A 25,275-nucleotide genomic window follows, 5' to 3' on the forward strand; every position below is an offset into this window, starting at 1 on the left:
GGCCTTTCCCACCACCCGGCAAGTGTTCTCCGTGGGCCAAAAGTCAAGGGGTACGGGTTGTATTGCCTTGCGGCAATCTCCACCCGCAGGTATGCCCCCTTGACTTTTGACCCCGCTCCCCGTGACGGCCGTGACGACCGTGACAATGTTTCAGACACCGCCCCCGCCCTCAAAAAGCCGTCACAGCCGTCACGGTCGTCACGCCTGGGACGGTTCCAGCGTCAGGCTGATACTTCTCCCGGCGTGGCTCCTGCTGTTCTCATAGCGGATGTGGTAGTCTGTCAGCAGCTTCCCGGCCCGGACATTCAGCCGCATTGCCAAGGCGTTGGGCTTCATGTCGGTCTGGAGCGCCGCCGCCAGTTCCGTGGCCGTCCCTCCCCAGGAGGGGCTTTCCGCCGTCACAAGGGCGGCTACGGCCTCCAGCACCGGGTCGGGCGGCTCTGTCCATGCCTCCGTTTCCGTACGCTCCAGCGTCCATATCAGCCGTTCCTTGTCCTTGGTAAGATAGAATCGCTGGTCTTGCTGGTCACGCCCGGCCACGTCCAGAACGGCACTGCCATCTGTCCGCTTCTCCTTTTGAAGAAGAAAGGCCCCGTCCGCCGCTCCCAGCAGACCGTTGGTGCCGGAGATCATATCGAATTTGTCATCTGCCTGTTGCTTTCGAGTGTGGTGTACCAGCAGGAGGCAGACGCCGCAATCATCGGCAAGGCGTTTCAGCTTGCCCACTACCTCGTAATCGTTGGCGTAGCTATACTTCTCACCGCCAGCCTCCCGTATCTTCTGGAGGGTGTCAATGATAATCAGCTTGGTGTCCGGGTGTTCCCGGACGAACTTCTTTAGCTGTTCTTCCAGGCCAACGCCAAGCTGCTTTGCGTAGACCGCAAAGAGCAGATTGTCGGTGCCCTCTGTGCCGAACATTCGGTACAGCCGCCCCTGCAAGCGGCGGTGGTCGTCCTCCAACGCCAGATAGAGGACAGTCCCCTTGTGGACAGGGTAGCCCCACAGGGGGAGGCCCATGCTGACATGGTAGGCAAGCTGGGCCATCAGGAACGACTTGCCCACCTTGGGCGCTCCCGCAAAGAGGTACGTCCCCGGATAGAGCAGACCGTCAATAATAGGCGGTCTGCTCAGATACACATTCTGGTAAAGGTCATTCATGGAAACCGTATGGAGATAGGCTGGGTCGCTCTTGCGCCGCATATCCCGGAGCATTTCCTCCAAACTTTCCTCTTGGGGGTTGTTTTCAGCCGTTCCCTCTGCTATACTTTGGGTAGTTGTTTGAGAATTGGGCTGTTCCCCGTCTGTTGGCGCAGACGGAATCGGGACAGTCCTTTTCGTCTCTCTGGAATCCATCAATCTATCAATCCTCCTTCATGCCGCCCAGCGTCACCGAGATAAGGTCAATGGTGGAGAGAAGTTCATCCCCCACGCCGCCCCCGGCCTCAATGAGCCGCAGTTCCTCCAGGACGGCGGCGAGTTGGTCACGCAGGGCCTTGTAGACCCTGGGATTGCCCTGCACCACCACGGCCCGGTCTAAGAGCCGTCGGGTGATGTAGTCCTGCTTGGTCAGCCCGGAGAGGCGGACGGCAATCTCAATCTGTTCATTTTCCTCCGGGGACACCCGGAACGCTATGGTCTTGCTTCTCCATCGGTTGTGGTTGTCGAGGTTCTTTACAGACATGATTTAAGCCCCCTTTCGCTCCATGTCCAGCTTGTCCGCCATCTCCGCCTGCCGGGTGGGGAACAGGTGAGCGTAGCGGTAGGTGATGTCGATACTTTCATGCCCCACCCGGTCAGCGATTGCCAGAGCCGTAAAGCCCATGTCAATCAGCAGGGAAATGTGGCTGTGTCGGAGGTCGTGAATCCTGATACGTTTGACCCCCGCCGCTTTCGCTCCTCTGTCCATCTCCCGGTGAAGATAGGATTTCGTCACCGGGAAAATACGGTCTGTCGGCTCTGCGGCATACAGGCTCTTGATGTAGTCCTCCATTTCTTCACAGAGGAAAGCGGGCATTTGAATGATCCTGTTGCTCTTGGCGGTCTTGGGGTCGGTGACTACATCCTGGCCCTTGATACGCTGATAGGATTTTGAGATGGAAACCGTCTGCTTCTCAAAGTCGAAGTCCCCAGGGGTGAGGGCCAGCAATTCCCCCTCCCGGATACCGCACCAGTAGAGCATTTCAAAGGCATAGTAGGATAGGGGCTTGTCCATCATAGCGTCAGCAAATTTCAGATACTCCGCTTTCGTCCAGAACAGCATTTCCCGGCCCTTGGCCTTGCCCATATTGCCTACCTGGGCGGCGGGGTTGGTTTTCAGCTTGTAGTGCCTGACTGCATGGTTGAAAACGGCGCTCAACTGATTGTGGAGCGTTTTCAAGTAGACAGGCGAGTAGGGCTTGCCGTTCTTGTCCCGGTAGTTGAGCATTTCGCTTTGCCATGCCATGACCTCTTTCGAGCCAATCTCGCTCATTTTCCGCTTGCCGAAATAAGGCACCAGCTTCTTGTAGAGGATATGCTCTTTCGTCCCCCAGGTGTTCTCCTTGATACGGCCTTTCACGTCCGCAGCGTAGAGGGCCACGAAACTCTCAAAGGTCATGTCCAGGTCGGCGGTCTGCTGTTGCAGGAATGTCCGTTCCCACTCCAGCGCCTCCCGCTTGGTCTTGAAGCCCCGTTTCATCTTCTTTTCCTTTTTCCCCGTCCAGTTCTCAAAGTAAAAGGACGCATACCATGTGCCTTTGGCCTTGTCTTTGTATGCTGGCATTTTGTTCCCTCCTTACTGATTTTCCCGCAGTCCATAGAACTTTTCCTCGAAGTAGTTCCTGCTCACCCGTCCGGGGATGGTGAGGAAACCTTTCTGCTTCAGTTCCTCGTTCATCTCCCGCACCAGCTTGTAGGCGTAGGGCTTGGAGATACCCAGCACCCCGGCCACTTCCTCGGCCCGTACAAACAGTTCCTTGCTCATGTTTTCACCTCCTTGCTTCTGGTTCGCAAAATTGTTAATGCCCACGTTCTTATTATACATTCGCATGGTTGTTAATGTCAAGAGGAAATTTCGCAATTTTGTTAATTTTTCTCTTGCATATTTCGCTTATTTGCGCTATACTATGTTCAAAGGCGGTGGAACATATGACAGTAGGAGAAAAAATCAAGAAAATCCGAACTTTTCGAGGCATGACGCAAAAGGAATTGGGGCTGGCTGTCGGTTTTGAGGAAAAGGGAGCGGACAATCGTATCGCCCAGTATGAAACAAACTACCGTGTTCCGAAAAGGGAACTGCTGGACAAGATTGCCCAGGCACTTCGGGTAGAGAGCCAGAACTTCTACACGCTTCGCCCTGGCTGCGCCGAGGACTTCATGCGGACATTCTTCTGGCTGGACGAGGACAGCCCCGGCTCCATCCGCCTGTTTCAGCTTGTCCGCAATCCCGGCAAGACGGGGGCCTCCGATGATACCGCCGTCCGATACAACGACACGGACGACTGGCCCGCTCAACCTCCCGTGGGCATTTACTTCAACTATGGGCTGGTAGACGAGTTCATGCGGGAATGGCTCTTGCGCCAGCAGGAACTTCACGCCGGGGAGATCACCAGGGAGGAATACTTTGAATGGAAAATCAACTGGCCGTGTACCTGCGATGACAGCAAACGGTTTGACTACTATGTTCCTTGGAGAAAAGAAAAATAGGACAAGCAAAGCCGCCCTGCTGAATTTGTCGTTCAGCAGGGCGGCTTGCTTGCCCTTTGCAATCATTCTCTTGTGTGGCCGGGTTGAAACGAATAGTATCAATCCAGTATCACAAGGCAAAGTGACAGGTCAAAAACCCTGTATTCATGCGGGTTTGAGCCGTTTTGACGGTTATTCCCATTCGATCGTCGCCGGCGGTTTTGATGTGATGTCATAGACAATGCGGTTGACATGTTTGACCTCGTTGACAATTCGATTTGACACCCGCTCGAGAATATCGTAGGGAATTCTCGCCCACTGTGCAGTCATAAAATCGGTGGTGGTCACAGCCCGCAGCGCGAGCGTGTAGTCATAGGTTCGCTCATCCCCCATGACGCCGACACTGCGCATATCGGTCATTACGGCAAAGTACTGGTTGATCTCTCGCTGGAGCCCCGCGCGCAGAATTTCGTCGCGGAAAATAGCGTCCGCCTCGCGCAGAATGTCGAGCTTCTCACGGGTGACAGCGCCGATGACCCGCACACCGAGGCCAGGGCCTGGAAACGGCTGGCGCCAGACGAGCGAATCGGGTAGCCCCAGCTCGGTGCCGAGTGCTCGAACCTCATCTTTGAAGAGCATGCGAAGCGGCTCAATAATCTCTTTGAAATCCACATAGTCCGGCAGCCCGCCGACATTGTGGTGGCTCTTGATAACGGCCGCCTCCCCCGCGCCCGACTCGATGACGTCGGGGTAGATCGTGCCCTGCACGAGATAGTCGACCCGGCCGATTTTTTTGCCCTCCTGCTCGAAGACGCGGATGAACTCCTCACCGATGATCTTTCTCTTTGTCTCAGGGTCTGCGACGCCCGCAAGTCTGCTCAAAAAGCGATCCTGCGCGTCCACGCGAATGAAGTTGCTGCCAAACTGATTCTGAAAGATCTCCTCCACTTCGTCGCCCTCGTTTTTGCGCATCAGGCCATGGTCGACAAAGATGCAGGTGAGCTGTCTGCCCACAGCCCGGTGCAGCAGCGCCGCAGCCACCGACGAATCGACGCCGCCTGACAGCGCGCAGAGCACCTTACCATCGCCGACTTTCTCCCGAATTTCAGCAATGGAGCGCTGCGCGTAGTCCCGCATCTGCCAGTCGCCTTTGGCGCCGCAGACACGGTAGAGAAAGTTCTTCAGTATCTCGGTGCCCTGCTGTGTATGGAGCACCTCCGGATGAAACTGAACACCGTAGAGCTGACGTTCGGCGTTCTCCATCGCAGCGTAGGGACAGGTTGCGGTGGATGCCGTCGCCTGAAAGCCCTGCGGAAGCTTTAAAATCTGGTCCGTATGACTCATCCAGCAGACACCCTGCTTCTCAATGCCCTCAAAGAGAGGGCTGTTCAAATATTGGATTTCCGCCTTGCCGTATTCCCGATTCTGTACGCCGCCGACCTCACCGCCGAGCAGGTGGCTCATCAGCTGCGCGCCGTAGCAAATTCCAAGCACCGGCACACCGAGCTCGAAGATCTCTCTCGGGCAACTCGGCGCCCCCTCGCCGTATACGCTTGCAGGGCCGCCTGTGAGGATAATGCCGATCGGGTGTCGTTCTCTGATCTGCTCCACGCCCATAGTGTGAGGCTTTACCTCGCAAAAAACGCTGCACTCACGCACACGGCGCGCAATCAGCTGATTGTACTGGCCTCCAAAATCCAAGATCAGAACATACTGGTTTGTCATCGACTTCTCCCCTTTTCTTCTTACGAATCCATATCAAATTGATCGGTAATATCCATCATTTTGTCATATCTTTTGTCAAAAAGCAAGATCCTTGCAGGCTCATCCGGCCGGAGAGCGAAGCGGTGAATGGCGAGCTTTCTCCCGGCTGCCTTTCTGGTCTGCGGACCGTAGTCATCAATCAGCTCTCCCATGCGCTCAAAATCAGACAAAAAAGCCTTGGCGGCCCTGATAAATTCCGCATCGTACTCCTCCGCAAGCAGTCCGCCCGGCGGATCGGGTAACCGCCGGATATGATCGAGACGCAGATACTCGAGAAAGGTGCCATAGTCACGCCGTGAAAGCATGGCAGACACGGCAGCGGCAAAGAGCTCATAGAGTTCCCGGATGCCGATTGCCCCTGTGAGGCGCCGCTCGTGCAGTGCGTCGCCCAATCGCTCCATCAGCGAAAAAGGCGACGAAAAAAAGCGCTCCAAATAAGAGATGGAATGCTCAAAAAAGCCGCTGCATTTGATTTTCTCAAGCGCAAACTCCACATCCTTGAGACGGCGCAGCTCTTCAAAGCCAATCGCGTCGTTTCGGTAGACCTCAAAGGGCGGCCGGGCGCTCGAGACATAGCCGTAGCGCTGTGCCTCACGGGTAAGCGGCGTGCCGGGCAGCATTTTGAGAAAGCCGAGCTGAAAGTGATCCGCGAGCGGATAGACCGCATCAAACGACTGACCGAAGCGACGATAGTCCTCATGGGGCAGGCCCGCGATGAGATCGAGATGCAGATGGATGTTGCCGGCGCTCTTGAGCCGCGCGATGTTCTCAAGCTCCCGCTCAATGGGGTTTGCCCTGTGCACCGCGCGCAGTGTCTCGGGATGGATGCTCTGAATGCCGATTTCAAACTGGAACCGGCCTTTCGGCACACGGCTGAGAAGTTCCAGAGTCTGTTCGTCAAAGAGATCCGCGCAGATTTCAAAGTGGAAGACACAGTCGGTCTCAAGCGCCGCAAATTCCTCGAAGAGACACCGGCACCTCTCGCGGTCGGCGTTGAACGTGCGGTCGAGAAACTTGATGACTTTCGCTCCACTACTGACAAGGTGCTTTACTTCACATATGACTTTGGGGAGCGGCGCGGCTCGAACGCCGCTGGTTGTCGCCGAGACGCAGTAGGCGCAGCCAAACGGGCAGCCGCGCGAGGTCTCGTAATAGAGCAGTCGGCCGCTTGCGATCTCCTGCTCGGTGTAGGCAAACGGCAGACATGCGAGATCCCCCGTCAGGCGAAAAGTGTCGTCATCCTGCTCATCCCAGACAATCCCCGGGGTTCGCTCTCGGCTTTCACTCTCCACTCGCCGCAGCAGCGGCTCGATGAGCTCCTCTCCCTCGCCGCAGAGTACGCAGTCGAACTGCGGCTGTGCGATAAGCTCCTTTGCGCTGTAGGAAACCTGCGGCCCGCCAAGTACTGTTGTCACCGATTTTCTCAGCTGCTTGAGGTCGGTGCAGAGCAGACTCACCTGTTCGATATTCCAAAGGTAACAGGAAAAGCAGTAGACATCCGCATGGGCATCGACCAGCCTTGCAAAATTTTCCGCGTAGAGATCGTTTACCGTCATCTCGCAAAACGACGCGTCAAAGCCCGCCGCGCAAGCAATCTGGCTGAGCTGGCGAACGGCCGGATTCATATGACAATATTTTGAATTGATGGAAACGAAAAGCGTTTTCAAAGCGGTTCCCCTTAATTTTGATCTTTTACCAGATTCCTCATTTCATAATTGCCGTCAAGTTGAAAAAAATAGCAGTACAACCAAGGAAAGCAACCCTGAATATACATGAATTGAAACAAACAGGAGGAGTAAAAATGTTCACTCGCAAATTGTGGTGCCGATTTGTGGCACTGCTGTGCGTCCTGCTGATGACAATTTCTCTCTCCGCCGTGGCGAGCTACCAGCTCACCGACGGAAACAGTGTCATCACGGACAATATGATCGTCTACAAAAACGCGCTCTACAACACCGCCGTACAGTGGAGCGCCGATGATTTTTCCATTGAGTACGGCACGATGGACGGCGATGATGTCGCTTCCGTCGTCATCACTGAGCTGCCGAAGATTGAGCATGGCACGCTGAAGTTGGGCGAGAAAGACGTCGTCGTCTTTCAGACCATCAAAAAGTCCAATCTCGGCAGACTGAAATTTGTTCCCGCCAAGGACTTTGAGGGTGTCACCTACTTTGTGTATCGGGCGTCCGACGGCGAAAACCTCTCGGCGCCGGTCAAAGTCTGCATCAATTTCTCAGCCACTGTCAACAAGGCTCCCGAAACAAAGGACGTCAAGACCTCCACACAGAAAAATCTGAAGATCACCGGGCGTATGAGCGCCTCGGATCCCGACAACGATGAGATGATCTTCACTGTCACCAAGGAGCCGAAAAAGGGCGAGCTCTACTACAATTCTTTCTCGAGCTCCTATGAGTATATCCCCCACGAGAACGCAACAGGTACCGACAGCTTCACCTATGAGGCAAAGGACGTCTTCGGCAATGTCTCAGAGCCCGCGAAAGTCACCATCAAAATCAACAAACCCTCCTCGGAGCTTGAATACGAGGATATGGCGGGAAGCTACGCTCACTACGCCGCGATCAAACTGGCGGAAAAAGACATCATCCGCGGCGAAACCCTTGCTGGCAGCAACTTCTTCTATCCTGATGAGGAAGTTAGCCGCGGCGACTTTCTGGTCATGCTGATGAAAGCCTCTGACAGTGAGTTCGATATGAAGACCTCCGCCACCGTATCGCTCGCCGATGAGGAGCAGATGTCTCCCTTTGTCAAGCCCTATGTCAAAGCCGCCTTTGCAAGCGGCATCGTCTCGGGCACGGCCGGCGACGTCAAGACTTTCTGCGCGCAGGACACAGTGACCCGCGCTGAGGCCGCGGTGATGATCAACAACATCCTGCAGCTTCCTGACGACACGGTCTTCACACCGACTTTTGCCGATGCCGATACCATTCCGACCTGGGCCACTGCGGCAGTCTCCAACCTCGGTCAGCTCAACATTTTAAACGGCTATGAGGACGAGACCATCGGGGCCGATCGCCCCATGACCCGCGCCGAGGCCGCACAGGTGATCTGGCAGATGATGGAGTACCAGTCTAACACCAAGGACTCCGGAGGATTTTTGAGCGGGATTCTCTGGTTTTGATTCAAAAGCCGCCTGTTTTCCATCCCCCCGTCTTCAGGGCAGTGCTATGCACTGCCCTCTTTTTTGCTCGCAATGATCGGAATGCTGGCAAGGCCGCTGCCCATGACCAGCCGGCGCAGTACCGGCTGATACATGAACGGGCACTTGAGCACCTTGAGCAGGAGCTTTGCCCGGAGCTTGCGCGTCTTTGCGCGGTAGGCGCGGTTCTCCCGTGGGACGCCGCTGTTTAAAACCGAGGCGAGGGCGCTCGCGCTGCGAATCGCCGAGCTGATGCCCTCGAGGGAACTCGGGCTGATAAAACCGGCTGCCTCGCCAATCAGAAAGAGCCCATCCTGACCGCAGCAGAAATCACCCGGCTTTTTCGGGCGCAGCACAAGACAGGCCTCTGTCTTGAGAGGCTCGCCGAACTGAAAGCCAAAGCGCTCGGCGAGCTTTTCTTTCTGCCTTTCAAAGCGCTCGCGCGCTCGATCCTTTGGAAAGGCGCCGCCAAAGATAAACTGGCTGTCCTTTGAGATGGACCACGAGCAGCAGTCGCTCGTCTCGGGGTCAAAAATACAGGAGTAAAAGGGAGTGCCGTGTGACTCGGGAAACCACTGCTGAATGGAGAGATAGCTTCGTATGTCACGACGCGGATAGAATGTGCGGCGCACAATGGAGTTCGCCCCATCCGCGCCGACGACACGGTCCGCCGTGACGCTCACATCCCGGCCGTTCTCCCGATAGGTCAGAATAAAACGGCTGCCGCTTCTCCTCACGTCGGTGCAGACGCAGCCGGGGTGTGTCTCAATGTGTGACGGCAGAAGACCGAGCAGCCAGCGGTCAAATTTGTCCCGATCCAGATTGACGTAAAAGCGCTGATAGTGGCGGATCAGCCCCGTTTTCAGATCAATGGTCTTGACTGCGAAAATCTGCGGGTCAACCAGAACATCTTTGGGCAGCGTCAGATCAAATTGCGCGAGCGCTTTCTGTGCGTCGCCCGCCAAAAGCCCGCCGCAGGCCTTGCGGAACCCGCCGTTTTCCCGCTTTTTGTCAAGCGCAATCACACGAAAACGGCTGTCGAGCAGACGCGCGAGCGTCGCGCCGGCCGGGCCGAGACCGACGATTGCCACGTCGTAGTGCTCCATCAGCTCACCCCATTTCCATCCACCCGTAGGCGCTGCGCTAGCTCCGGCGAGGGGGTGACATAGGCTGTCTTGTAGTGGACAAAGATGACTTTTCCCGGTCTGCTGCCCGCCGGTTTCTTGACGTTGCGCACCTCGGTGTAGCTGACCGGCACATTCTGAGACTGCTGTGACTTGCTGTAGGTCGCGGCGAGCACGGCCGCCTGCTCGAGCGTCTCATCGTCCGGCGTCTCGCCCCCTGTTACCACAATGACATGGGAGCCGGGCAGCCCCTGCGCATGCAGCCAGATGTCCTGTTTGGAAGCGAGCGTCAGGGTCAAATAGTCGTTTTGTGAGTTGTTTCGTCCAATCAGAATGCGAAAGCCCGACGTGGAGCGAAATTCCATAGGTTTTGAGATCTCCGGCTCGCGCTGTCTGCGCTTGGCCGCCCCCTTTTCCGGCCGCAGATAGCCGGCTGTCGTGAGCTCGCGGCGAATCTCGGCAATATCCCGCTCACTCTCAACGCTTGACAGACTGACCAGCACCGATTCAAGATACTCAAGTTCCCGCTCTCCCTTTTCAATCTGGGCGGTGAGCATGGTCTCAGCCGTCTTTGCTTTCTGATACTGCTTGAAATAGCGCTGGGCGTTTTGCGCCGGGCTCTTTGTGACATCGAGGGGAATTTTCACAAGGGGCGAACCCTCCTCGTAGTAGTTTGGCACCAGCGCATGCGGCGCGCCGCGCTCCACTGAGGCGAGCGCCGCCGTGAGCAGCTCGCCGTAGATGCGGTAGGTATCGCGATCTGTGCAGGCCGCGAGATCCGCGCGCTGCTTTTGAAGTTTTTTTGCCGTGCGCGTGACGGCCGAGCGGAGCATTTTGTCGAGAGCCGACGTCCGCTGACGCAGGCGCTCGTTTCGCTCGCGCGCGCCGTAGAAGTCCTCAAGCGTGTCGCAGTAGCTGCCCGGCTGCACCTGCCGGTAGAGCTGACCGTACTGCGTCAGCAGCAAAAAGGAGAAATCCACCGGCCTCTGGTCCTCATCATACAGGATGACCGGCGTTGTGTCGCCGCTCAACACGGCGTCAACAGTGCGCGCAAACTCCTGTGCGACTCTCTGCCGCTGCGCTTCGTGAAGCTCGCTGTAGAGCATATCGCAGGAGCCGAGCGCACGGCAGACAATTTCCCGGGAAATCAGCGGCGAAAACCCAATGGCGGCGTCGAGCACCACACGGTCGGCTGGTTTTTTCTCGCGGCACCCGCGCAGTGCGCTGAGAATTTCATCGAGCTGCGTCAGAGGATCGCGCTTGTTCTGTGCCGGCGGCAGCTCGTAGCGGGCGCCGGGCATGACGGTGCGCCGCAGCGACTCGGAGAATTCGCTGCGCTTGAGCGCATCCACAATGCGCCCCTGTCCGTCGAGAAAAATCAGGTTGCTCTGTACACCGATGATCTCAAGAATCAGCGCGTACTGTGTCGGGTCGCCGAGCTCGTTTCGACTCTCGACGGTGAGCCTCACGGCCCGCTCAAAGCCAAGCTGACGAAGCTGCGTGATTCTGCCGTTTTGCAGATGCTTTCTCAGCAGCATACAGAACATCGGCGGCGCGGGCGGATTCTCCCGGTTCTCGCGGAGAAGACCGAGGCGTGGCGTGGTCCGGCTCGCCGAGAGCAGAAGTCGGAAATTTCCCTCCGCCCCCCTGCCGGAGAGCACGATCTCCTCGCGGCCGGGCATGGTGATTTTGTCGATTCTGGCCCCCGCGAGCGTCTCGTTCAGCTCGGCGGTCAGGCCGTGTAAAAATGCAGCGTCAAGCGGCATGGTAAGCGCTCCCTCTCAATCATAGATAGCAAATCAAATCCTCAAACACTGTGGAACGTGTCACGGAAAGCTCCGGAAAATGCTCAGTCAGAATCTGTGCGAGCCTCTCACAGATCGGGTTTTCTGTCTCAAAGTGGCCCGCGTCAACCAGGTTGAGCCCGCGGTCGGCGGCCGCGACAAACAGGTGGTGCTTGATGTCGGAGGTGACGAAGGTATCGATGCCAAGGGCCGCGAGCTCTTCCAGATACGAGCCGCCCGCTCCGCCGAGAACGGCGAGCTTGCAAACCGGTCGGCCTGCGTCATGAAACCGCACAGCGCCAAGCCCGAGCGAGTCCTTTAGATTCTCCAGAAAATCACTCAGAGGCATGGCTTCGCGCAGAGTTCCCACGCGGGCAAAACCGTCGGCGGACACCGTGTACTCCCGCAGCCCGGCGAGTTGTGCCAGAATGTCGTTGACACCGCCCGCGGCCTTGTCGGCGTTGGTGTGCAGACAGATGGCGCTGATACGATTTTGAAGCAGCCGCACAATTCTACGGCCCGCCGGATCGTCGGCAACAATCTTTTTGGGCGGCTCAAAAAAGAGCGGGTGGTGGCTGACAATCAGCTCACAGCCAAGGCGTACCGCCTCATCAATGACTCCCTCGCTGATGTCGATGGCAACAAGCACCCGGCTGACCTCAGCATCCCTGTCACCGACCAGCAAACCGACATTGTCCCATTCCTCCGCAAGTGTAAAGTCAAATTCCTTTTCATATAAAGCAAGAAGATCACGCACTTTCATCTTCGAGTTCTCCCTCCATTTTTGTGATTTCCGCCAAAATTTCGTCCAGGAGGCGCAGCCGATCGCTCTGCTCTGTCGCAGAACGGCGCAGACCCTCAGCCTGAATGGCATATTTTCTGCGCAGCTTTGCAAGATAGCGTCTCACAATCTCTGCGGGCGCCTCACACGGCCCGATGAGATACTGCTCACGAAAGCCCAGATTCTGCGGCTGCCCTGCATAGTGCAACGTCATGACCACGTAGAAGCGCCCCTGCTCAACCGCCAGCGTCTCGCGAACAATTGCAAAGCCGTCATCCGCCAAACTGCGGCGCACCAGCGGCAAATCGGTCATCGGCTGCAAAATCAGCCTCTTGTCCCCCTGCTTGACAAAGGGCGCCGCCTTCAGGATGGAGAGGATGGTCTCCCCTCCCATCCCCGCGATGACAATATCCGTCACATCGTGTGGTACCGCCTCGAGCCCGTCACAGAGAACAAGTTTCACCCGCTCTGCAAAGCCGCTGTTTTCGACTGTGCGGCGGGCGTGGGCAAGCGGTCCCTCACGCAGATCGGATGCCACAGCACGCCGGCAGATGCCCTGCTCGAGCAGATAGACCGGAAGATAGGCGTGATCCGTGCCGACATCCGCGAGAACCGCGCCGGGTCGAACCTGGGACGCTGCAGCCATCAGCCGTTCGGTCAGTTTGATCAAGTTTGTCCCCCCTAGTTCAGATCGGAGAAATTATAGTCGCGGATGATTCGGCGCAGCCGCAGCCCCTCGTCGTTCTCACGCCGCAGCAATTTGACCACAAGTTCCCGGTACGCCTTGGGCGACAGATCAAAGATCCGGTCGATCTCAATTTCATAGATCAGCTTTTTGTAGTTGAGATATTTGAGAAGCTCTCCGTAGTCCCGCCGCTCGATGATGGAGTTGAAACGGCTGACATATTTCTTTTTGATGTTATAGAGCTCCTCCACCGAGAGATTGACTTCATTGAGCTCAATGGTCTCGCCTGCCGTCTTCAGCTTGTGCGCCACGAGGGCGAGAATATCCTCCCGGATAAAGTCGTTTGTAATGGCGTTAAACCGGCGTCTCACGCAGGCAAAGACATTGTTTTTGACATCGGAGAAAGCCGCCTTTGGGTTTCGTTTCAGATGTGCGGCGACCGCCTTGACCACACCCTCAATCAAATAGACATTTTCAATTTCGGCGACCTTGAGCGTGTAGATTTCCTCGCCCTTGAGAAGCTCAATTCTCTCCTGTGCCATGCGGTCACGGTCAACTAGGCCCCGTGCTGCCGGCTCATCGCCGCCACGCATGGAGTTGACGAGATTCGTGTATTTTTTCACGTCGCCGCAGCCGCCTACCGGCGTGACATTCCAGTCCGGAAACAGCGTTTTATAAATCTTGTAGTCATGGCTGTTCTGTGTGCCCTCAATGAAGAGCAGCTTCTGACGGTTTCCCAACACTCGAAACAGAACCTCGTCGGCGAGCGAGCCGCCGTCGAGAAGCTTTGTCACGTCCTCGCTGAGGTAGTAGGAAAAGACCGGTCGGCCGCCCTCAAGCGCGTAGGAGCGAATAAAGACGATCTCACTGTCGTCGCGCGAGACCGCAAAGCCGAAATCGTGCGTCACATAGACAAAGCGCAGATCGACGCGCAGCTGTTCCAATGTATCCCAGAGCAGCTTGAGCGAATCCTGGTTTAAATAGTTTTCCGGCTCGTCGACGGCGACAACGCTGTCCCGCTCGGCCGTGAGCACGTGACCGATCACGAAGAGCACCGCTTTCTCGCCGTCGCTCAGGTGCAGCGCGGAGTAGCGCGCGCCACTCTTTGGCTGCACGTCGATGCGTTCGTTGTTCCATACCAATTTGCTGCCCGCAAACAGCTTGCAAAAAACTTCACTTGCCTGAGTCAAAACGCCGGTGCGCCCCTGCTGCTGCTCGTCGAGCTGATATTGCAGAAGCGGCTTTAAAAAGCGCGCAAACCGCCGCGGGTCATACTCGCACGGAAGCGCCGGGCGGCAGTCGCGGCAGTGCTCAAAAACGGCCGGTTCGGCATTCTCCGTGTCATCCTCGCGGCTCTGAGCTGCTGTTGAAATCATCCGGCAGCAGACGCCCGAAAGGCCCGCAAGCAGCTCCAAAGCAAATTTTGTCTTGCCGGCGCCGTTCGGGCCGAGCAGCACAAGCGAGCGCTCAAACGAAACGGTCGTCGGCTTTTGCGATGTGGCATTGTTTCTGGCTGGCAGTGTGATCTGCAAAGTGGCATTCCTCCGTTCACTGAGGTCCCTATGACTTTATTTTATCACAGAACCGACTCAGCGTAAATGAAAAGGGGCACGCCTCGGCGTGCCCCTTTGCCTGTTGCCTACTGGTTCGCAAGATACTGGTTGATCTTCTTGATCATCTCATCCGCATCCACACCGTGAACGGCGCAGGCGTCTGCGACGGACTCGCCGCGGGCCGACGGGCAGCCAAGGCAGTGCATGCCCATCTCCATGAAAAACGGCGCGATGCCGGAGTCGAGCTCGAGCGCCTGGCCAATGGTCATCTCTTTGGTAATCTGCTTCACTTTTATATCCTCCTTTGTTCTACAATAGTTTGCCACGACGTGGCAAAAACATGAGATTTCTTTTTCGCTTCATTATACTACTCATTTGGTGGACTTGCAAGTGGCAAACAAAAAGCACACTCCCATATGGGAGTGTGCTCATTTGCCGAATTCTCTTATGGAGAAAGAACTCTCCGAAAGATACAAAAACGATTAGCCCTGCTCAGACTCTTTCATTCTTGCGAAACAGTCGCTGCAGTACACAGGTCTGTCATTTCTCGGCTGGAACGGTACCTTTGCCTCGGCGCCGCAGGCGGCACAGGTGGCGGTGTACAGCTCTCTGGACTGTCTGGCAGCGTTCTTTCTCGCGTCGCGGCAGGCTTTGCATCTCTGGGGCTCGTTCTGGAAGCCTCTCTGAGCATAGAACTCCTGCTCGCCGGCGGTGAAGACGAACTCACTGCCACACTCTTTGCACACTAATGTTTTGTCCTCGTACATTTCTTTCCCTCGCTTAGATCTAAAAATTTTTTCCCCCGAGTTGGACTTAAACCAACACCCTTGGAACACCAATGCTCTGACATTGAGCTATCAGGGATTATTGGAGAACCGCGCTCTCATCAAACTCGGCCATGACCTTTCGCCGGATCCGCCATATCGCGTTGTAAATCGACTTGACGGGCTTTGCAAAATGGTCAGCTATCTGCTGATAACTCTGGCCCTCGAGATAGAGCTGCAGTGCCTCTTGCTCAAAATGGGATAGTTCTCTTGCCACAAACTCTCGAAGATGCAGCAAAAACTCTCTGGTGATTACTTCCTCTGACGGGTCCTCCTGACTCGGAAACCCTGCCTGACCCGTCAAATTCAAATCCCTGTCGCTCTGATCAGACTGCTGGAAAAGTGAAATGTACGAGTTGAGCGGAATGTGTTTCTGGCGCCCGGCGGCTCTGATCGCCGTGAGAATCTGGCGGTCAATACAGACCTGGGCAAACGCGGAAAACGTAAATCCTCTTGAAAAATCATAGTCGGTAATAGCCTTGTAGAGGCCAATCATGCCCTCTTGCACGACATCGTCGCTCTCGGCGCCTATGATGTAAAACTTGCGCGACGCGGTTTTGACCAGCGGCGCATAGCGTGAGAGGAGCTGCCCCGCGGCCTGAGTGTCGCCGCTCTGTGCAAGCCGAATGAGCGCATCGTCCGGTTCCGATTCGTAGACGATGTTTCGTTCCACCTGGGGCATGGGATGTTCCTCCTGCAATCACATACCGCTATTATAAGCGCCGACCACCCAGAAGTCAAGCCATTTATTAACTTTCCACAAGGATTTTGCCTGTTAAAACAGTGTCATTTGTGCACTTTCGGGCATACCCTCCAAAATTCGATTCGCCTGCAATGCTTCAATGACGGTTTTTGTCACTTTGGTGCGGTTGAGAAGCTCTTCAATCGACATAAATGTACCACGCTCACGCTCCTCCATAATCGCCATGGCGGCATTGGAGGCGACACCCGCCAGAGAATTCAGCGGCGGCAGCAGATCCCCGTCCACAATCAGAAATTTGGTCGCGTGAGACCCGTAGAGATCAATCGGGCGGAAGTTGATGCCCCGGCGGTACATCTCGTAGCAGGCCTCCAAAATGGGAATCTGATCCTTTTCCTTGTTGGATGCCTTGGGATTCGCCTTGATCTCGAGCAGACGGCTCTTGACCTTTTCCAGCCCGTGAATCATGTACTCCGAGTCAAAGTCGTCGGCGCGAACCGTAAAATAGGTCGCATAGAAAGCGGCCGGCCGGTGTACCTTGAACCAGGCGATGCGAAAGGCCATTGTGACATAGGCGGCGGCGTGGGCTTTCGGAAACATGTACTTGATCTTCTTACAGGAGTCGATGTACCACTCGGGCACATTTGCCGCCCTCATATCCTGCTCCCACTCGGGCTTGAGTCCCTTTCCCTTTCGGACGGCCTCCATGATGGTAAAGGACTCTTTCTTGTCCATTCCCATGTGAATGAGATAGAGCATGATGTCGTCGCGCGTACAGATGCAGTCTTTGAGAGTGGCCGTTTGAGACGTGACAAGGTCCTGGGCGTTGTTCACCCAGACATCGGTGCCGTGGGAGAGACCGGAAATACGAATGAGTTCGCCGAATGTATGGGGTCTTGTGTCCTCGAGCATCTGCCGGACGAACTTTGTGCCGAATTCCGGAAGCCCCAGCGCGCCGACCGAGGAGGTGATCTCGTCTCCCTCGATGCCGAGGCTCTCGTTGCTGTAAAACAGGCTCTGCGTCTCGGGGTCGTCGAGTGGAATCTTCTTTGCGTCGATCCCCGTGATATCCTCAAGCATGCGAATCGCCGTCGGATCGTCGTGCGCGAGCAGATCGAGCTTGAGCAGATTCTGGTCGATGGAGTGGTAGTCAAAATGCGTGGTGATGATGGTACTGTTCGGGTCGTCCGCCGGGTGCTGAATGGGGCAGAAATCGGTGATTTCCTTGTATTTCGGCATGACGATCAGGCCGCCGGGGTGCTGTCCGGTCGTGCGCTTGACACCCATGCAGCCGGCCGCGAGGCGGGCCTTTTCCGCCTTTGTGATGTTGAGGCCTCTCTCCTCGACATACTTGAGAACATAGCCGTAGGCCGTCTTTTCCGCAAGTGTGCCGATGGTGCCCGCGCGGAAAACATAGTCCTTGCCGAAGAGTTTTTCCGTGTTGCGGTGCGCCGTCGCCTGGTAGTCGCCGGAGAAGTTGAGATCGATATCGGGCGCCTTGTCGCCGTCGAAGCCGAGAAAGGTTTCAAAGGGGATGTCAAAGCCCTGCTTGATGTAGGGTGTGCCGCAGTCGGGGCAGTCTTTGGGCGGCATATCAGCGCCGGTCTCATAGCTTGCGTCGGTGATGAACTCACTCTTTTTGCAATTCGGGCAGACATAGTGCGGGCAGAGAGAATTGACCTCGGTGATGCCCGAGAGATAGGCGACGAGCGACGAGCCGACCGATCCTCGCGAGCCGACGAGAAAGCCGTCGGCAAGCGACTGAGAGACCAGCTTCTGCGCAATCATATAGAGAACGGAGAAGCCGTTTTTGGTAATGGAATTGAGCTCTTTGTCGAGGCGCTCCTGCACAATGGGCGGCAGCGGGTCTCCGTAGATCTCCCGCGCGCGCTTGAGTGTGATCTCGACAAGTTCCTGCTCGGCGCCCTCAATCTCCGGCGGAAAGGACTCTTTGGGAACAGGGCGAATCTGCTCGCAGAGGGCCGCAATCTGCTTTGGGTTTTCAATGACCACCTTGCGTGCGAGTTCCTCGCCGAGATAGTCGAATTCCCGCAGCATCTCATTGGTGGTGCGGTAGTAGAGCGGAAGCTCCTTGTCGGCATCGGAAAAGCCCTGAGCATTGAGCAGAATTCTTCGGAATATCTCGTCGCCTGGATCGATGTAGTGCACGTCTCCCGTTGCGACAACGGGCTTATTTAGCTTATCGGCAATGCGGATGACGGTGCGGTTGAACTCACGCAGCTGCTCGACATTCTCTGCCTTTCCGCTTGCAATGAGAAACATGTTGTTGCAGATCGGCTGGATTTCGAGGTAGTCGTAGAAGTCTGCAATGCTCAGAAGCTCCCCCCACTCGCGCTTATCCACAATGGCACGAAAGAGCTCGCCCGCCTCGCAGGCACTGCCCACAATCAGCCCCTCGCGGTGTTTGATCAGCTCCGACTTCGGAATGCGCGGCGTCTTGCCGCCAAAGTACTTGAGATTGGAATCGGAGATGAGCTGATAGAGATTTTTCAGGCCTGTGTAATTTTTCACGAGGAGAATCTGGTGGTAAGGCCTTGCCTTTTTGACGTCGATGTTTCCCGCGATCGCCTGATTGATCTGGTCAGTGCGGTCGGCTCCGCTGTCCTCCCGGATTCTCTCCATCATTTTCAAAAAGACCTTGGCGAGAATCAGCGCGTCGTCACAGGCCCGGTGGTGATTGAAGCTGCCGAGCTTCAAATACTCGACAATGGTGTCGAGCTTGTGCTTTTTCAGCTCGCGGAAAATGCTGCGCGAGATGACAAGCGTGTCAATGTAGGTGTTCGCAACCGTCTGGCCGGTGCGCTCGGCCGCCGCGCGCAGAAACGACATGTCAAACCCCGCATTGTGGGCGACGAGCGGGCTGTCCCCCGCGAATTCCAGAAAGCTTTTGAGCGCCTCCCCCTCCGGCGGTGCGTCGGCTACCATTGCGTCGGTGATGCCGGTCAGTTGGGTGATCTTTGCCGGTATCGGCTTTTGGGGATTGACAAAGGTGTTGAACTGCTCCACGATCTCGCCGCCTTTCAAGCGCACGGCGCCGATCTCGGTGAGCGCCTCGGTCGTGGGATTCAGGCCGGTCGTCTCCACATCGAAGACGACAAAGGTCCCGTCGAAAGGCGTGTCTGCGTCCCCGTGCACAGCGGGCTCAATGTCGTTGACAAAATAGGCCTCCATGCCATAGATGATCTTACCCTCATAGCCGGTGGCTTTCTGCGCTTTCATCGCCTCAGGAAACGCCTGCGCGACACCGTGGTCCGTGATGACCACCGCCTCATGCCCCCACTGCTTTGCCCGCTCGATGTAGCGCGAAACCGAGGTCAGCGCATCCATCGAGCTCATGTTGGTATGCAGGTGCAGCTCGATGCGCTTCTCTTCGGCATCGTCGGTGCGGGTGCGCTTGTAGGCCGGCTCGATGTCATTGACCCAGATGACCAGATCGTCGTCAAAGGAGTCGAAAGAGACGCTGCCGCGCACTTTGACCGTGTCATTTTTGTGCAGCACCTCCAGCAGAGCCTCCGCCTTGTCCATCGGAAGTACCGACTTGAGATTGATTGACGAGGTGTAATCCGTTATGGAGATGGTGAAAATTTTCTTCTTGCCGTCGCGCGTGTCCTTTGTCTCAATGGCGAAGACATCACCCTGAATCGTCGCTGTGCCCGTGTCGATGCGAATGTCCGCCATTCGCATGGGCTCGGTATTGATGGGGCGGCCGAGCAGCGCTCCCCCCTGCGCGCCCGCGCGGCGTGCACCCGCGGGCGCGGGCGCCGCGCGCCTCTGCGCGGCAAAGGTCTTGGAGATCTGCTCATCCGCGCGCTGCTCCTGCTCGCGGATCTCCCGGTAGACGCCGCTGTCGGTATCGGTTTCAAGAACTCCGTCGAATGTAACGCGGATGGACAGAGAAAACTCGTCGCGCACAAGCTGGGCAATCGTGTCGGCAAGTTTTGCGCTCTTCAAAATGGCCTCTCCGCCGTGGGTCAGCGAGATGGTGAGAAGTCCCTTTTCATACCGTGCGGTCGAACCGGTGAGAAAGCCGTTGCAGGCTCCAACATGCTTCACACAGTAGCTGCAAAGCTCGCCATAGTACTGCTCGCTGAAGAGTTCTGCGGGGTAGTGAATGGCAAGCCGGCTCTCACGAAGACCATAGAGCGATTTGAGGTCTTCGGCAATTTCGTCGAGCAGACTGCGCGCAAAGAGCCTGTCCCCCTCAAGGGAAAAGCTCATGGTCTTATTGTCAATATCCATTTTGACGTCGGTCAGGACAGCGCTCTCGAGAAGCTCTCTCTTGCTGCCCTCAGGATGATATTCACAAAACACTTCCAGAAATTTAGCGTTCATCTTTTTCCTCACTGAATCGTTCTCTTCTCATCTGTTCAATCTCCGCCATCAGCTCGTCAAAGAGCGCCTCCTGGGGCACCTTTCGCAGAATTTTTCCCCGCTTGAAAAGAAGACCCTCCCCAACGCCGCCGGCGATGCCGATGTCCGCCTCGCGCGCCTCGCCCGGACCGTTGACCGCACAGCCCATCACCGCGACCTTGAGCGTCATCGGTTCGGCGCGCAGCGCCTGCTCCACACGGTTGGCAAGGCCGATCAAGTCTATTCTCGTACGCCCGCAGGTCGGGCAGGATACCACCGTCGCCCCTCCGGCGAGACCCAGTGCACGCAGAATGTCGTAGGCCGCCGGGCCCTCGAGGACCGGATCCGCCGTCAGCGATACGCGTATGGTGTCTCCGATGCCGTGCGCGAGAAGCGACCCGATGCCAATGGAGGATTTGATCAGCCCCATGCGCTCACCGCCAGCCTCGGTCACCCCGAGGTGGAGCGGATAGTCGAATCTCTCGCTGAAGAGTTCGTAGGCTTCGATCATGGTCGCGACGTCCGACGATTTGAGCGATACCACGATATCTGTAAAATCAAATTGCTCTAGCAGCCCGATGTGGTACTGCGCACTCTCCACAAGCGCCTGCGCTGTCGGAGCACCGTACTTTGCGAGAATCTCTCGCTCCAGCGAACCGCTGTTGACCCCAATGCGAATGGCGACGCCGCGCGACCGGCAGGCAACGGCAACGGCCCTCACGCGCTCTTTTGCGCCGATGTTTCCGGGATTGATGCGAATTTTGTCAATGCCGGCTTCCACACAGCGAAGCGCCAACCGATAGTCGAAGTGAATATCAGCCACAAGCGGTATGTCCACCTGAGCACGAATCTTTTCAACCGCGCGGGCTGCCTCCTCATCCGGCATGGCAAGTCTTACCACTTTACAGCCTGAATTGACAAGCTGACGGATCTGGGCGACGGTTTTATCCACATCCGCTGTGGGAGTGTTGGTCATGGATTGAACCACGATCGGATTCCCCCCGCCGATGGACACCTCGCCCACTCTCACAGTTCTGGTTTGCCGCCTCTGAATTCCCATTCTCTCTCCCCTACTTTGCAAAGATGCGCAGCACGTCGTGGTAGGTTACAAAGACCATCAACGCGATCAAAAGAACAAATCCGATGGCGTTGACAATCCCCTCGATCTCACGTTTGACCGGCTTTCCGCGAATTGCCTCTACAATCAAAAAGACGATTCGCCCTCCGTCGAGAGCCGGAATCGGCAGCAGATTGAAAATGCCGAGGTTGATGCTGATAAAGATAAAAATCATGAGCATGGGTTCCAGGCCCGCGCGGATGATCTGCCCCATCGCCTGAGTTGTCCCCACAACGCCCGAGAGAGCCTCAACGCCAATTTTACCCTGGGCGAGATCCAAAAGCGAATTCCAGATGGATTTTGTGATGGAGACACAGCGGAAAAAGGAGTGGCGAAGCACTGTGATCGGCGTCTTTGCCGCCCTTTGAAATTTCAAATCGAGAAAGACCTCGCGCTCGACTCCCTCGCCCTGTGTGCGAAAACTCACGCCCTCGAGCAGAACCACCTGCCCATTTCGGCGCACCTGCATGTCGACCACTCCGTCATCGTCTGCAAGCAGCGCCACCGGCAGATCGGACGCGATGTGAATGGTCTGTCCATTTACCTTTACAATTTCGTCGCCCACACGAAGTCCGCTCTCCTCGGGCAGACTCTGTTCCATATCGAACTGTGCGACCGTGTTTGAGGCGAGCGCCGGCGTCAGACAGACGAGAAGAACGGCGACGACAAACGCTGAGAGCAAATTCATGAAAGCTCCCGCAAAGAGCACCAGCATCCGCTTCCAAATCGGCTTTTCGTTGAAGCCGGTGCCATCGAAAGTATCCTCATCCTCCCCGCCGAGCTTGACATACCCGCCGACCGGGAGCAGCTTGAGAGAATACTGCGTCTCCCGGCGCTTCCACTTTATAATAGAAGGGCCAAAGCCTATGGCAAACTCGTCGACACGGATACCGGCTTTCTTCGCTGTGATGAAGTGGCCGAATTCGTGCACGAGAATCATGATACCGAACAGAAGAAGTGCCACAACGATACTCAGAAAACTGCTGATGGAAAATCACCTCACTTGATACTGTGTCAAAACATACTCGCGCGCCCACTCATCCGCATCCAGAATCTGGCGAAGCGTAGGCGTCTCGATGGGACTGTGAGCGTCCAAAACTGCGCCCACCAGCTCATCAATCTGCAGAAAGTCAATTTTGCCGCGCAGAAAGAGAGACACTGCCATTTCATTTGCTCCGTTGACTGCCGCCGGCATGGTGCCGCCCATGCGCGCCGCCCTGATGCAGTGCGACAGGCAGCGAAACGTCTCAAGATCGGGTCGGCCGAAGCTCAGCGAGCCGAGCGCCGCGAAGTCCACGCCGGGTCCCGGTGTCTGCTCCCGTTCGGGACAGGTGATGGCAAATTGAATCGGCACACGCATATCGGGCAGCCCCAGTTGGGCGATGATCGCGTGATCGCAGAATTCCACCATCGAGTGGATGATGCTCTCGCGGTGGACGACCACTTCGATCTGATCCATTCCCACACCGAAGAGCCACATGGCCTCAATCATCTCGAGGCCCTTGTTCATCAAAGTGGCCGAGTCGACGGTGATCTTCGCGCCCATGGACCAGTTCGGGTGGCGCAGCGCATCCTCCCGCCGCACGGCTGACAACTCCTGGCGTGTCTTTCCATAGAATGGGCCGCCGGAGGCGGTGAGAAGAATTTTTCTCAGTTCCTCCCGCGGCCGTTTTGCGCCGAGCAGAGACTGGAAGATGGCCGAGTGCTCGCTGTCCACCGGAATCAGCTCAAGCCCCCGCCTTTGTACCTCGGGGATGACAAGAGAACCGCCCGCAACCAGCGTCTCCTTGTTCGCCAGTGCGAGCGATTTGTTCTCTCGAATGGCCTCCAGCGTTGGGATGAGACCGGCGATGCCGACGATGGCGGTAAAAACCAGAGTGGCCTGCGGCAGCGTCGCCACCGCACAGACACCGTCGATGCCACTTAGAATTTTAGTCGGCAGATCGCGCACGCGCTCCTTGAGCTCGGCCGCCTTTTCCTCCTGCAGCACCGCAGCGCAGACGGGGCGAAATTCGCGAATCTGGCGCTCGAGCAGCTCAATGTTGGAGTGGGCGGCCAGCCCGCAGACCGGTACCTGCAGCCGCCGCGCAACGTCGAGCGTCTGCGTGCCGATGGAGCCGGTGGAACCCAGGACTGACAAATTGTGATCTCTCATGAAAAGCCCTCACAGAAATATGGTAAAGAACTGCGCAAACAGCGCAATAAACGGCGCAATGAACAGAACGCTGTCAAACCGGTCAAACACGCCGCCATGTCCGGGAATGACGTTGCCGAAATCCTTGATTTGAAACGAGCGCTTGATCGTGGACGCCGCAAGGTCTCCCACCTGGCCGATGATGGAGACGCCCACGGCGAGCAGCAGCAGCGCCAGAAAGTTCACCTGAAGCTCAAAGCAGCGCTCCACAACGACGCCGGTGACGGCATAGCCCGCCATGGTGCCGACGATGCCGCCGATGGCGCCCTCCACTGTCTTTTTGGGGCTCACTTTGGGAATGAGCTTGTGACGGCCGAAGAGCTTGCCCGCACACAGCGCGATGGAGTCGGAGCACCATGAGCCGATAAAAATCAAATAGAGATAGTAAATCCCGTGGTCCATGTGATTGAGAAAGATGATGTTGCCGAAAAAATACGGGATAATCACTGATATGAGAAAGACAACGCCGATATGCTCGAGCTTAAAGGTCTCAAAATTCTTAAAGACCAGCAAAAACATGATCACCACATAGACGAACATCAAAAGCATCACCGTACTCTTGGAAAAGCCCATGACAAAGGGCGTCAGCGCGGCGATCCCGAGGGAGGCAAACATCAGCGCATGGCTCTCGACATACTTGGTTGCAATCAGCGCCTCGTAGACGCAGGCAACCGACAGGGCGGCGACGGCGATGTTAAGAACAATCGTGTTGGAAAACAGCAGCACACCGACCACGACCACCACAACGCCGATTCCGGATATGATTCGTACAATCACTTATACTCCCCCAAATCTGCGATTTCTCTTTTGATAAGCTGCAATGGCCCGCTCCAGATCCTGCTCGTTGAAGTCGGGCCAGAGTTTCTCTGTGACATAAAATTCGGAATAGGCGCTCTGCCACGTCAGGAAATTGGACAGGCGCATCTCACCACTCGGCCGGATGATCAGATCCGGCATCGGCTGACCGGCAGTGTAGAGATTGTCCTCAATCTCCTGCTTTGTCAGCTGAGCCGGCAGACCCGCCTGCGCCCGCTTTGCAAGAGCGGCGTTCACCGCGTGGACAATCTCGTCCTGCCCGCCGTAGTTGAGCGCAATGTTGACAATCAGGCCGGTGTTGCTCTCGCTCATGGCGCTGATCTCGCGGATCATCTGCTGCAAATCCTCGCGCAGCCGCCCGGGGTCGCCGATGCAGCGCAAAACGATGTTCTCGCGCCCGAGGCTCTCTCGCGCTTCGAGAAGATAGTCGTGCAGAAGATTCATGATGGTCTCAATCTCTTCGGGCGGCCGCTTCCAGTTTTCGGTGGAAAAAGCGTAGACCGTGAGATACCCGATGCCAATGCTCTGGGCATGGCGGGCGATTTTGCGAAAGGTCTCGGCCCCCACCCGGTGGCCGGCCGTACGCGGCAGCCCCCGCCGTTTTGCCCAGCGGCCGTTTCCGTCCATGATGATGCCGATGTGCTCGGGCAGATTATTCCAATCAAGCTCGTCGTTTTGTCTCTTTCTGCCAAACAGCATAATCTCTCCATTCCCTGCGGCATAATGGGATGGGAGCACATGT

General features: G+C 56.5%; 22 protein-coding genes. 2 read left to right on the forward strand and 20 right to left on the reverse strand.

Features of this window, described 5'->3' with window-relative positions; translation table 11 throughout:
• Positions 1-198: 198 nt before the first annotated feature.
• From H8695_RS02825 to H8695_RS02840, 4 genes are read right to left on the reverse strand one after another with little or no spacing between them, the layout of a single operon-like run.
• Positions 199-1,353 carry a helicase RepA family protein gene (locus tag H8695_RS02825; protein ID WP_024724609.1) on the reverse strand — a complete coding sequence of 385 codons (1,155 nt, stop codon included), beginning with the start codon at positions 1,351-1,353 and terminating at the stop codon, positions 199-201.
• 7 nt (positions 1,354-1,360) lie between these two features.
• Complete coding sequence (locus H8695_RS02830; RefSeq protein ID WP_024724608.1) at positions 1,361-1,681, reverse strand: plasmid mobilization protein; 321 nt, start codon at positions 1,679-1,681, stop codon at positions 1,361-1,363.
• Positions 1,682-1,684: 3 nt separating this feature from the next.
• On the reverse strand, positions 1,685-2,761 hold the full coding sequence (locus H8695_RS02835) for a site-specific integrase (RefSeq protein WP_024724607.1): 1,077 nt from the start codon (positions 2,759-2,761) through the stop codon (positions 1,685-1,687).
• A gap of 12 nt (positions 2,762-2,773) precedes the next feature.
• The gene (locus H8695_RS02840) at positions 2,774-2,962 is read right to left on the reverse strand and encodes a transcriptional regulator (protein ID WP_024724606.1); all 189 of its coding nucleotides are present in this window, start codon (positions 2,960-2,962) and stop codon (positions 2,774-2,776) included.
• A 164-nt stretch (positions 2,963-3,126) separates the two neighbouring features.
• On the opposite strand from H8695_RS02840, the gene H8695_RS02845 reads away from it, so the two are divergent.
• Entirely contained in the window at positions 3,127-3,684 is a 558-nt protein-coding gene (locus H8695_RS02845; RefSeq protein ID WP_026385515.1) for a helix-turn-helix domain-containing protein, read from the forward strand.
• 171 nt (positions 3,685-3,855) lie between these two features.
• On the opposite strand, the gene guaA is transcribed toward H8695_RS02845, so the two are convergent.
• Both guaA and H8695_RS02855 read right to left on the reverse strand, forming a co-directional pair.
• A complete protein-coding gene (gene guaA, locus H8695_RS02850) occupies positions 3,856-5,388 on the reverse strand; it encodes a glutamine-hydrolyzing GMP synthase (RefSeq protein WP_249299362.1) in 1,533 nt (510 codons plus the stop codon).
• Positions 5,389-5,408: 20 nt separating this feature from the next.
• Positions 5,409-7,094: a B12-binding domain-containing radical SAM protein gene (locus H8695_RS02855; RefSeq protein ID WP_283243549.1), complete on the reverse strand. Its 1,686-nt coding sequence runs from the start codon at positions 7,092-7,094 to the stop codon at positions 5,409-5,411.
• A 134-nt stretch (positions 7,095-7,228) separates the two neighbouring features.
• Between H8695_RS02855 and H8695_RS02860 the strand changes: the two genes are divergently transcribed.
• Positions 7,229-8,566 carry an S-layer homology domain-containing protein gene (locus H8695_RS02860; protein WP_249299364.1) on the forward strand — a complete coding sequence of 446 codons (1,338 nt, stop codon included), beginning with the start codon at positions 7,229-7,231 and terminating at the stop codon, positions 8,564-8,566.
• Positions 8,567-8,610: 44 nt separating this feature from the next.
• On the opposite strand, the gene H8695_RS02865 is transcribed toward H8695_RS02860, so the two are convergent.
• From H8695_RS02865 to uppS, 14 genes are all read right to left on the reverse strand, one after another.
• On the reverse strand, positions 8,611-9,693 hold the full coding sequence (locus H8695_RS02865; RefSeq protein ID WP_283243582.1) for an FAD-binding protein: 1,083 nt from the start codon (positions 9,691-9,693) through the stop codon (positions 8,611-8,613).
• A complete protein-coding gene (locus H8695_RS02870; RefSeq protein ID WP_249299366.1) occupies positions 9,690-11,474 on the reverse strand; it encodes an Rqc2 family fibronectin-binding protein in 1,785 nt (594 codons plus the stop codon). Before H8695_RS02870 ends, H8695_RS02865 begins: the two co-directional genes overlap by 4 nt.
• A 19-nt stretch (positions 11,475-11,493) precedes the next feature.
• Positions 11,494-12,255: a Nif3-like dinuclear metal center hexameric protein gene (locus tag H8695_RS02875; RefSeq protein WP_249299367.1), complete on the reverse strand. Its 762-nt coding sequence runs from the start codon at positions 12,253-12,255 to the stop codon at positions 11,494-11,496.
• Positions 12,242-12,943: a class I SAM-dependent methyltransferase gene (locus H8695_RS02880; protein WP_249299368.1), complete on the reverse strand. Its 702-nt coding sequence runs from the start codon at positions 12,941-12,943 to the stop codon at positions 12,242-12,244. Before H8695_RS02880 ends, H8695_RS02875 begins: the two co-directional genes overlap by 14 nt.
• A gap of 11 nt (positions 12,944-12,954) precedes the next feature.
• On the reverse strand, positions 12,955-14,490 hold the full coding sequence (locus H8695_RS02885; protein ID WP_249299369.1) for a DUF4435 domain-containing protein: 1,536 nt from the start codon (positions 14,488-14,490) through the stop codon (positions 12,955-12,957).
• A gap of 107 nt (positions 14,491-14,597) precedes the next feature.
• The gene (locus H8695_RS02890) at positions 14,598-14,801 is read right to left on the reverse strand and encodes a DUF1858 domain-containing protein (RefSeq protein ID WP_249299370.1); all 204 of its coding nucleotides are present in this window, start codon (positions 14,799-14,801) and stop codon (positions 14,598-14,600) included.
• 192 nt (positions 14,802-14,993) lie between these two features.
• On the reverse strand, positions 14,994-15,278 hold the full coding sequence (locus H8695_RS02895; protein ID WP_249299371.1) for a zinc-ribbon domain containing protein: 285 nt from the start codon (positions 15,276-15,278) through the stop codon (positions 14,994-14,996).
• A gap of 97 nt (positions 15,279-15,375) precedes the next feature.
• Positions 15,376-16,017, reverse strand: coding sequence for a sigma-70 family RNA polymerase sigma factor (locus tag H8695_RS02900; protein WP_249299372.1), 642 nt, complete (start codon positions 16,015-16,017; stop codon positions 15,376-15,378).
• 93 nt (positions 16,018-16,110) lie between these two features.
• Positions 16,111-20,388: a PolC-type DNA polymerase III gene (locus H8695_RS02905; protein WP_249299373.1), complete on the reverse strand. Its 4,278-nt coding sequence runs from the start codon at positions 20,386-20,388 to the stop codon at positions 16,111-16,113.
• Positions 20,378-21,466, reverse strand: coding sequence for a flavodoxin-dependent (E)-4-hydroxy-3-methylbut-2-enyl-diphosphate synthase (gene ispG / locus H8695_RS02910; protein WP_249299374.1), 1,089 nt, complete (start codon positions 21,464-21,466; stop codon positions 20,378-20,380). The genes H8695_RS02905 and ispG overlap by 11 nt, the downstream gene beginning before the upstream one ends.
• A 10-nt stretch (positions 21,467-21,476) precedes the next feature.
• A complete protein-coding gene (gene rseP, locus H8695_RS02915; RefSeq protein WP_249299375.1) occupies positions 21,477-22,487 on the reverse strand; it encodes an RIP metalloprotease RseP in 1,011 nt (336 codons plus the stop codon).
• Between the two features lie 30 nt (positions 22,488-22,517).
• On the reverse strand, positions 22,518-23,678 hold the full coding sequence (locus H8695_RS02920) for a 1-deoxy-D-xylulose-5-phosphate reductoisomerase (RefSeq protein WP_249299376.1): 1,161 nt from the start codon (positions 23,676-23,678) through the stop codon (positions 22,518-22,520).
• A gap of 9 nt (positions 23,679-23,687) precedes the next feature.
• Positions 23,688-24,494 carry a phosphatidate cytidylyltransferase gene (locus H8695_RS02925; protein WP_249299377.1) on the reverse strand — a complete coding sequence of 269 codons (807 nt, stop codon included), beginning with the start codon at positions 24,492-24,494 and terminating at the stop codon, positions 23,688-23,690.
• Entirely contained in the window at positions 24,495-25,232 is a 738-nt protein-coding gene (uppS, locus tag H8695_RS02930) for an undecaprenyl pyrophosphate synthase (protein ID WP_249299378.1), read from the reverse strand.
• Positions 25,233-25,275 lie beyond the last annotated feature (43 nt).

Source organism: Feifania hominis (assembly GCF_014384765.1).
Classification (GTDB): Bacteria; Bacillota; Clostridia; order Oscillospirales; family Feifaniaceae; genus Feifania; species Feifania hominis.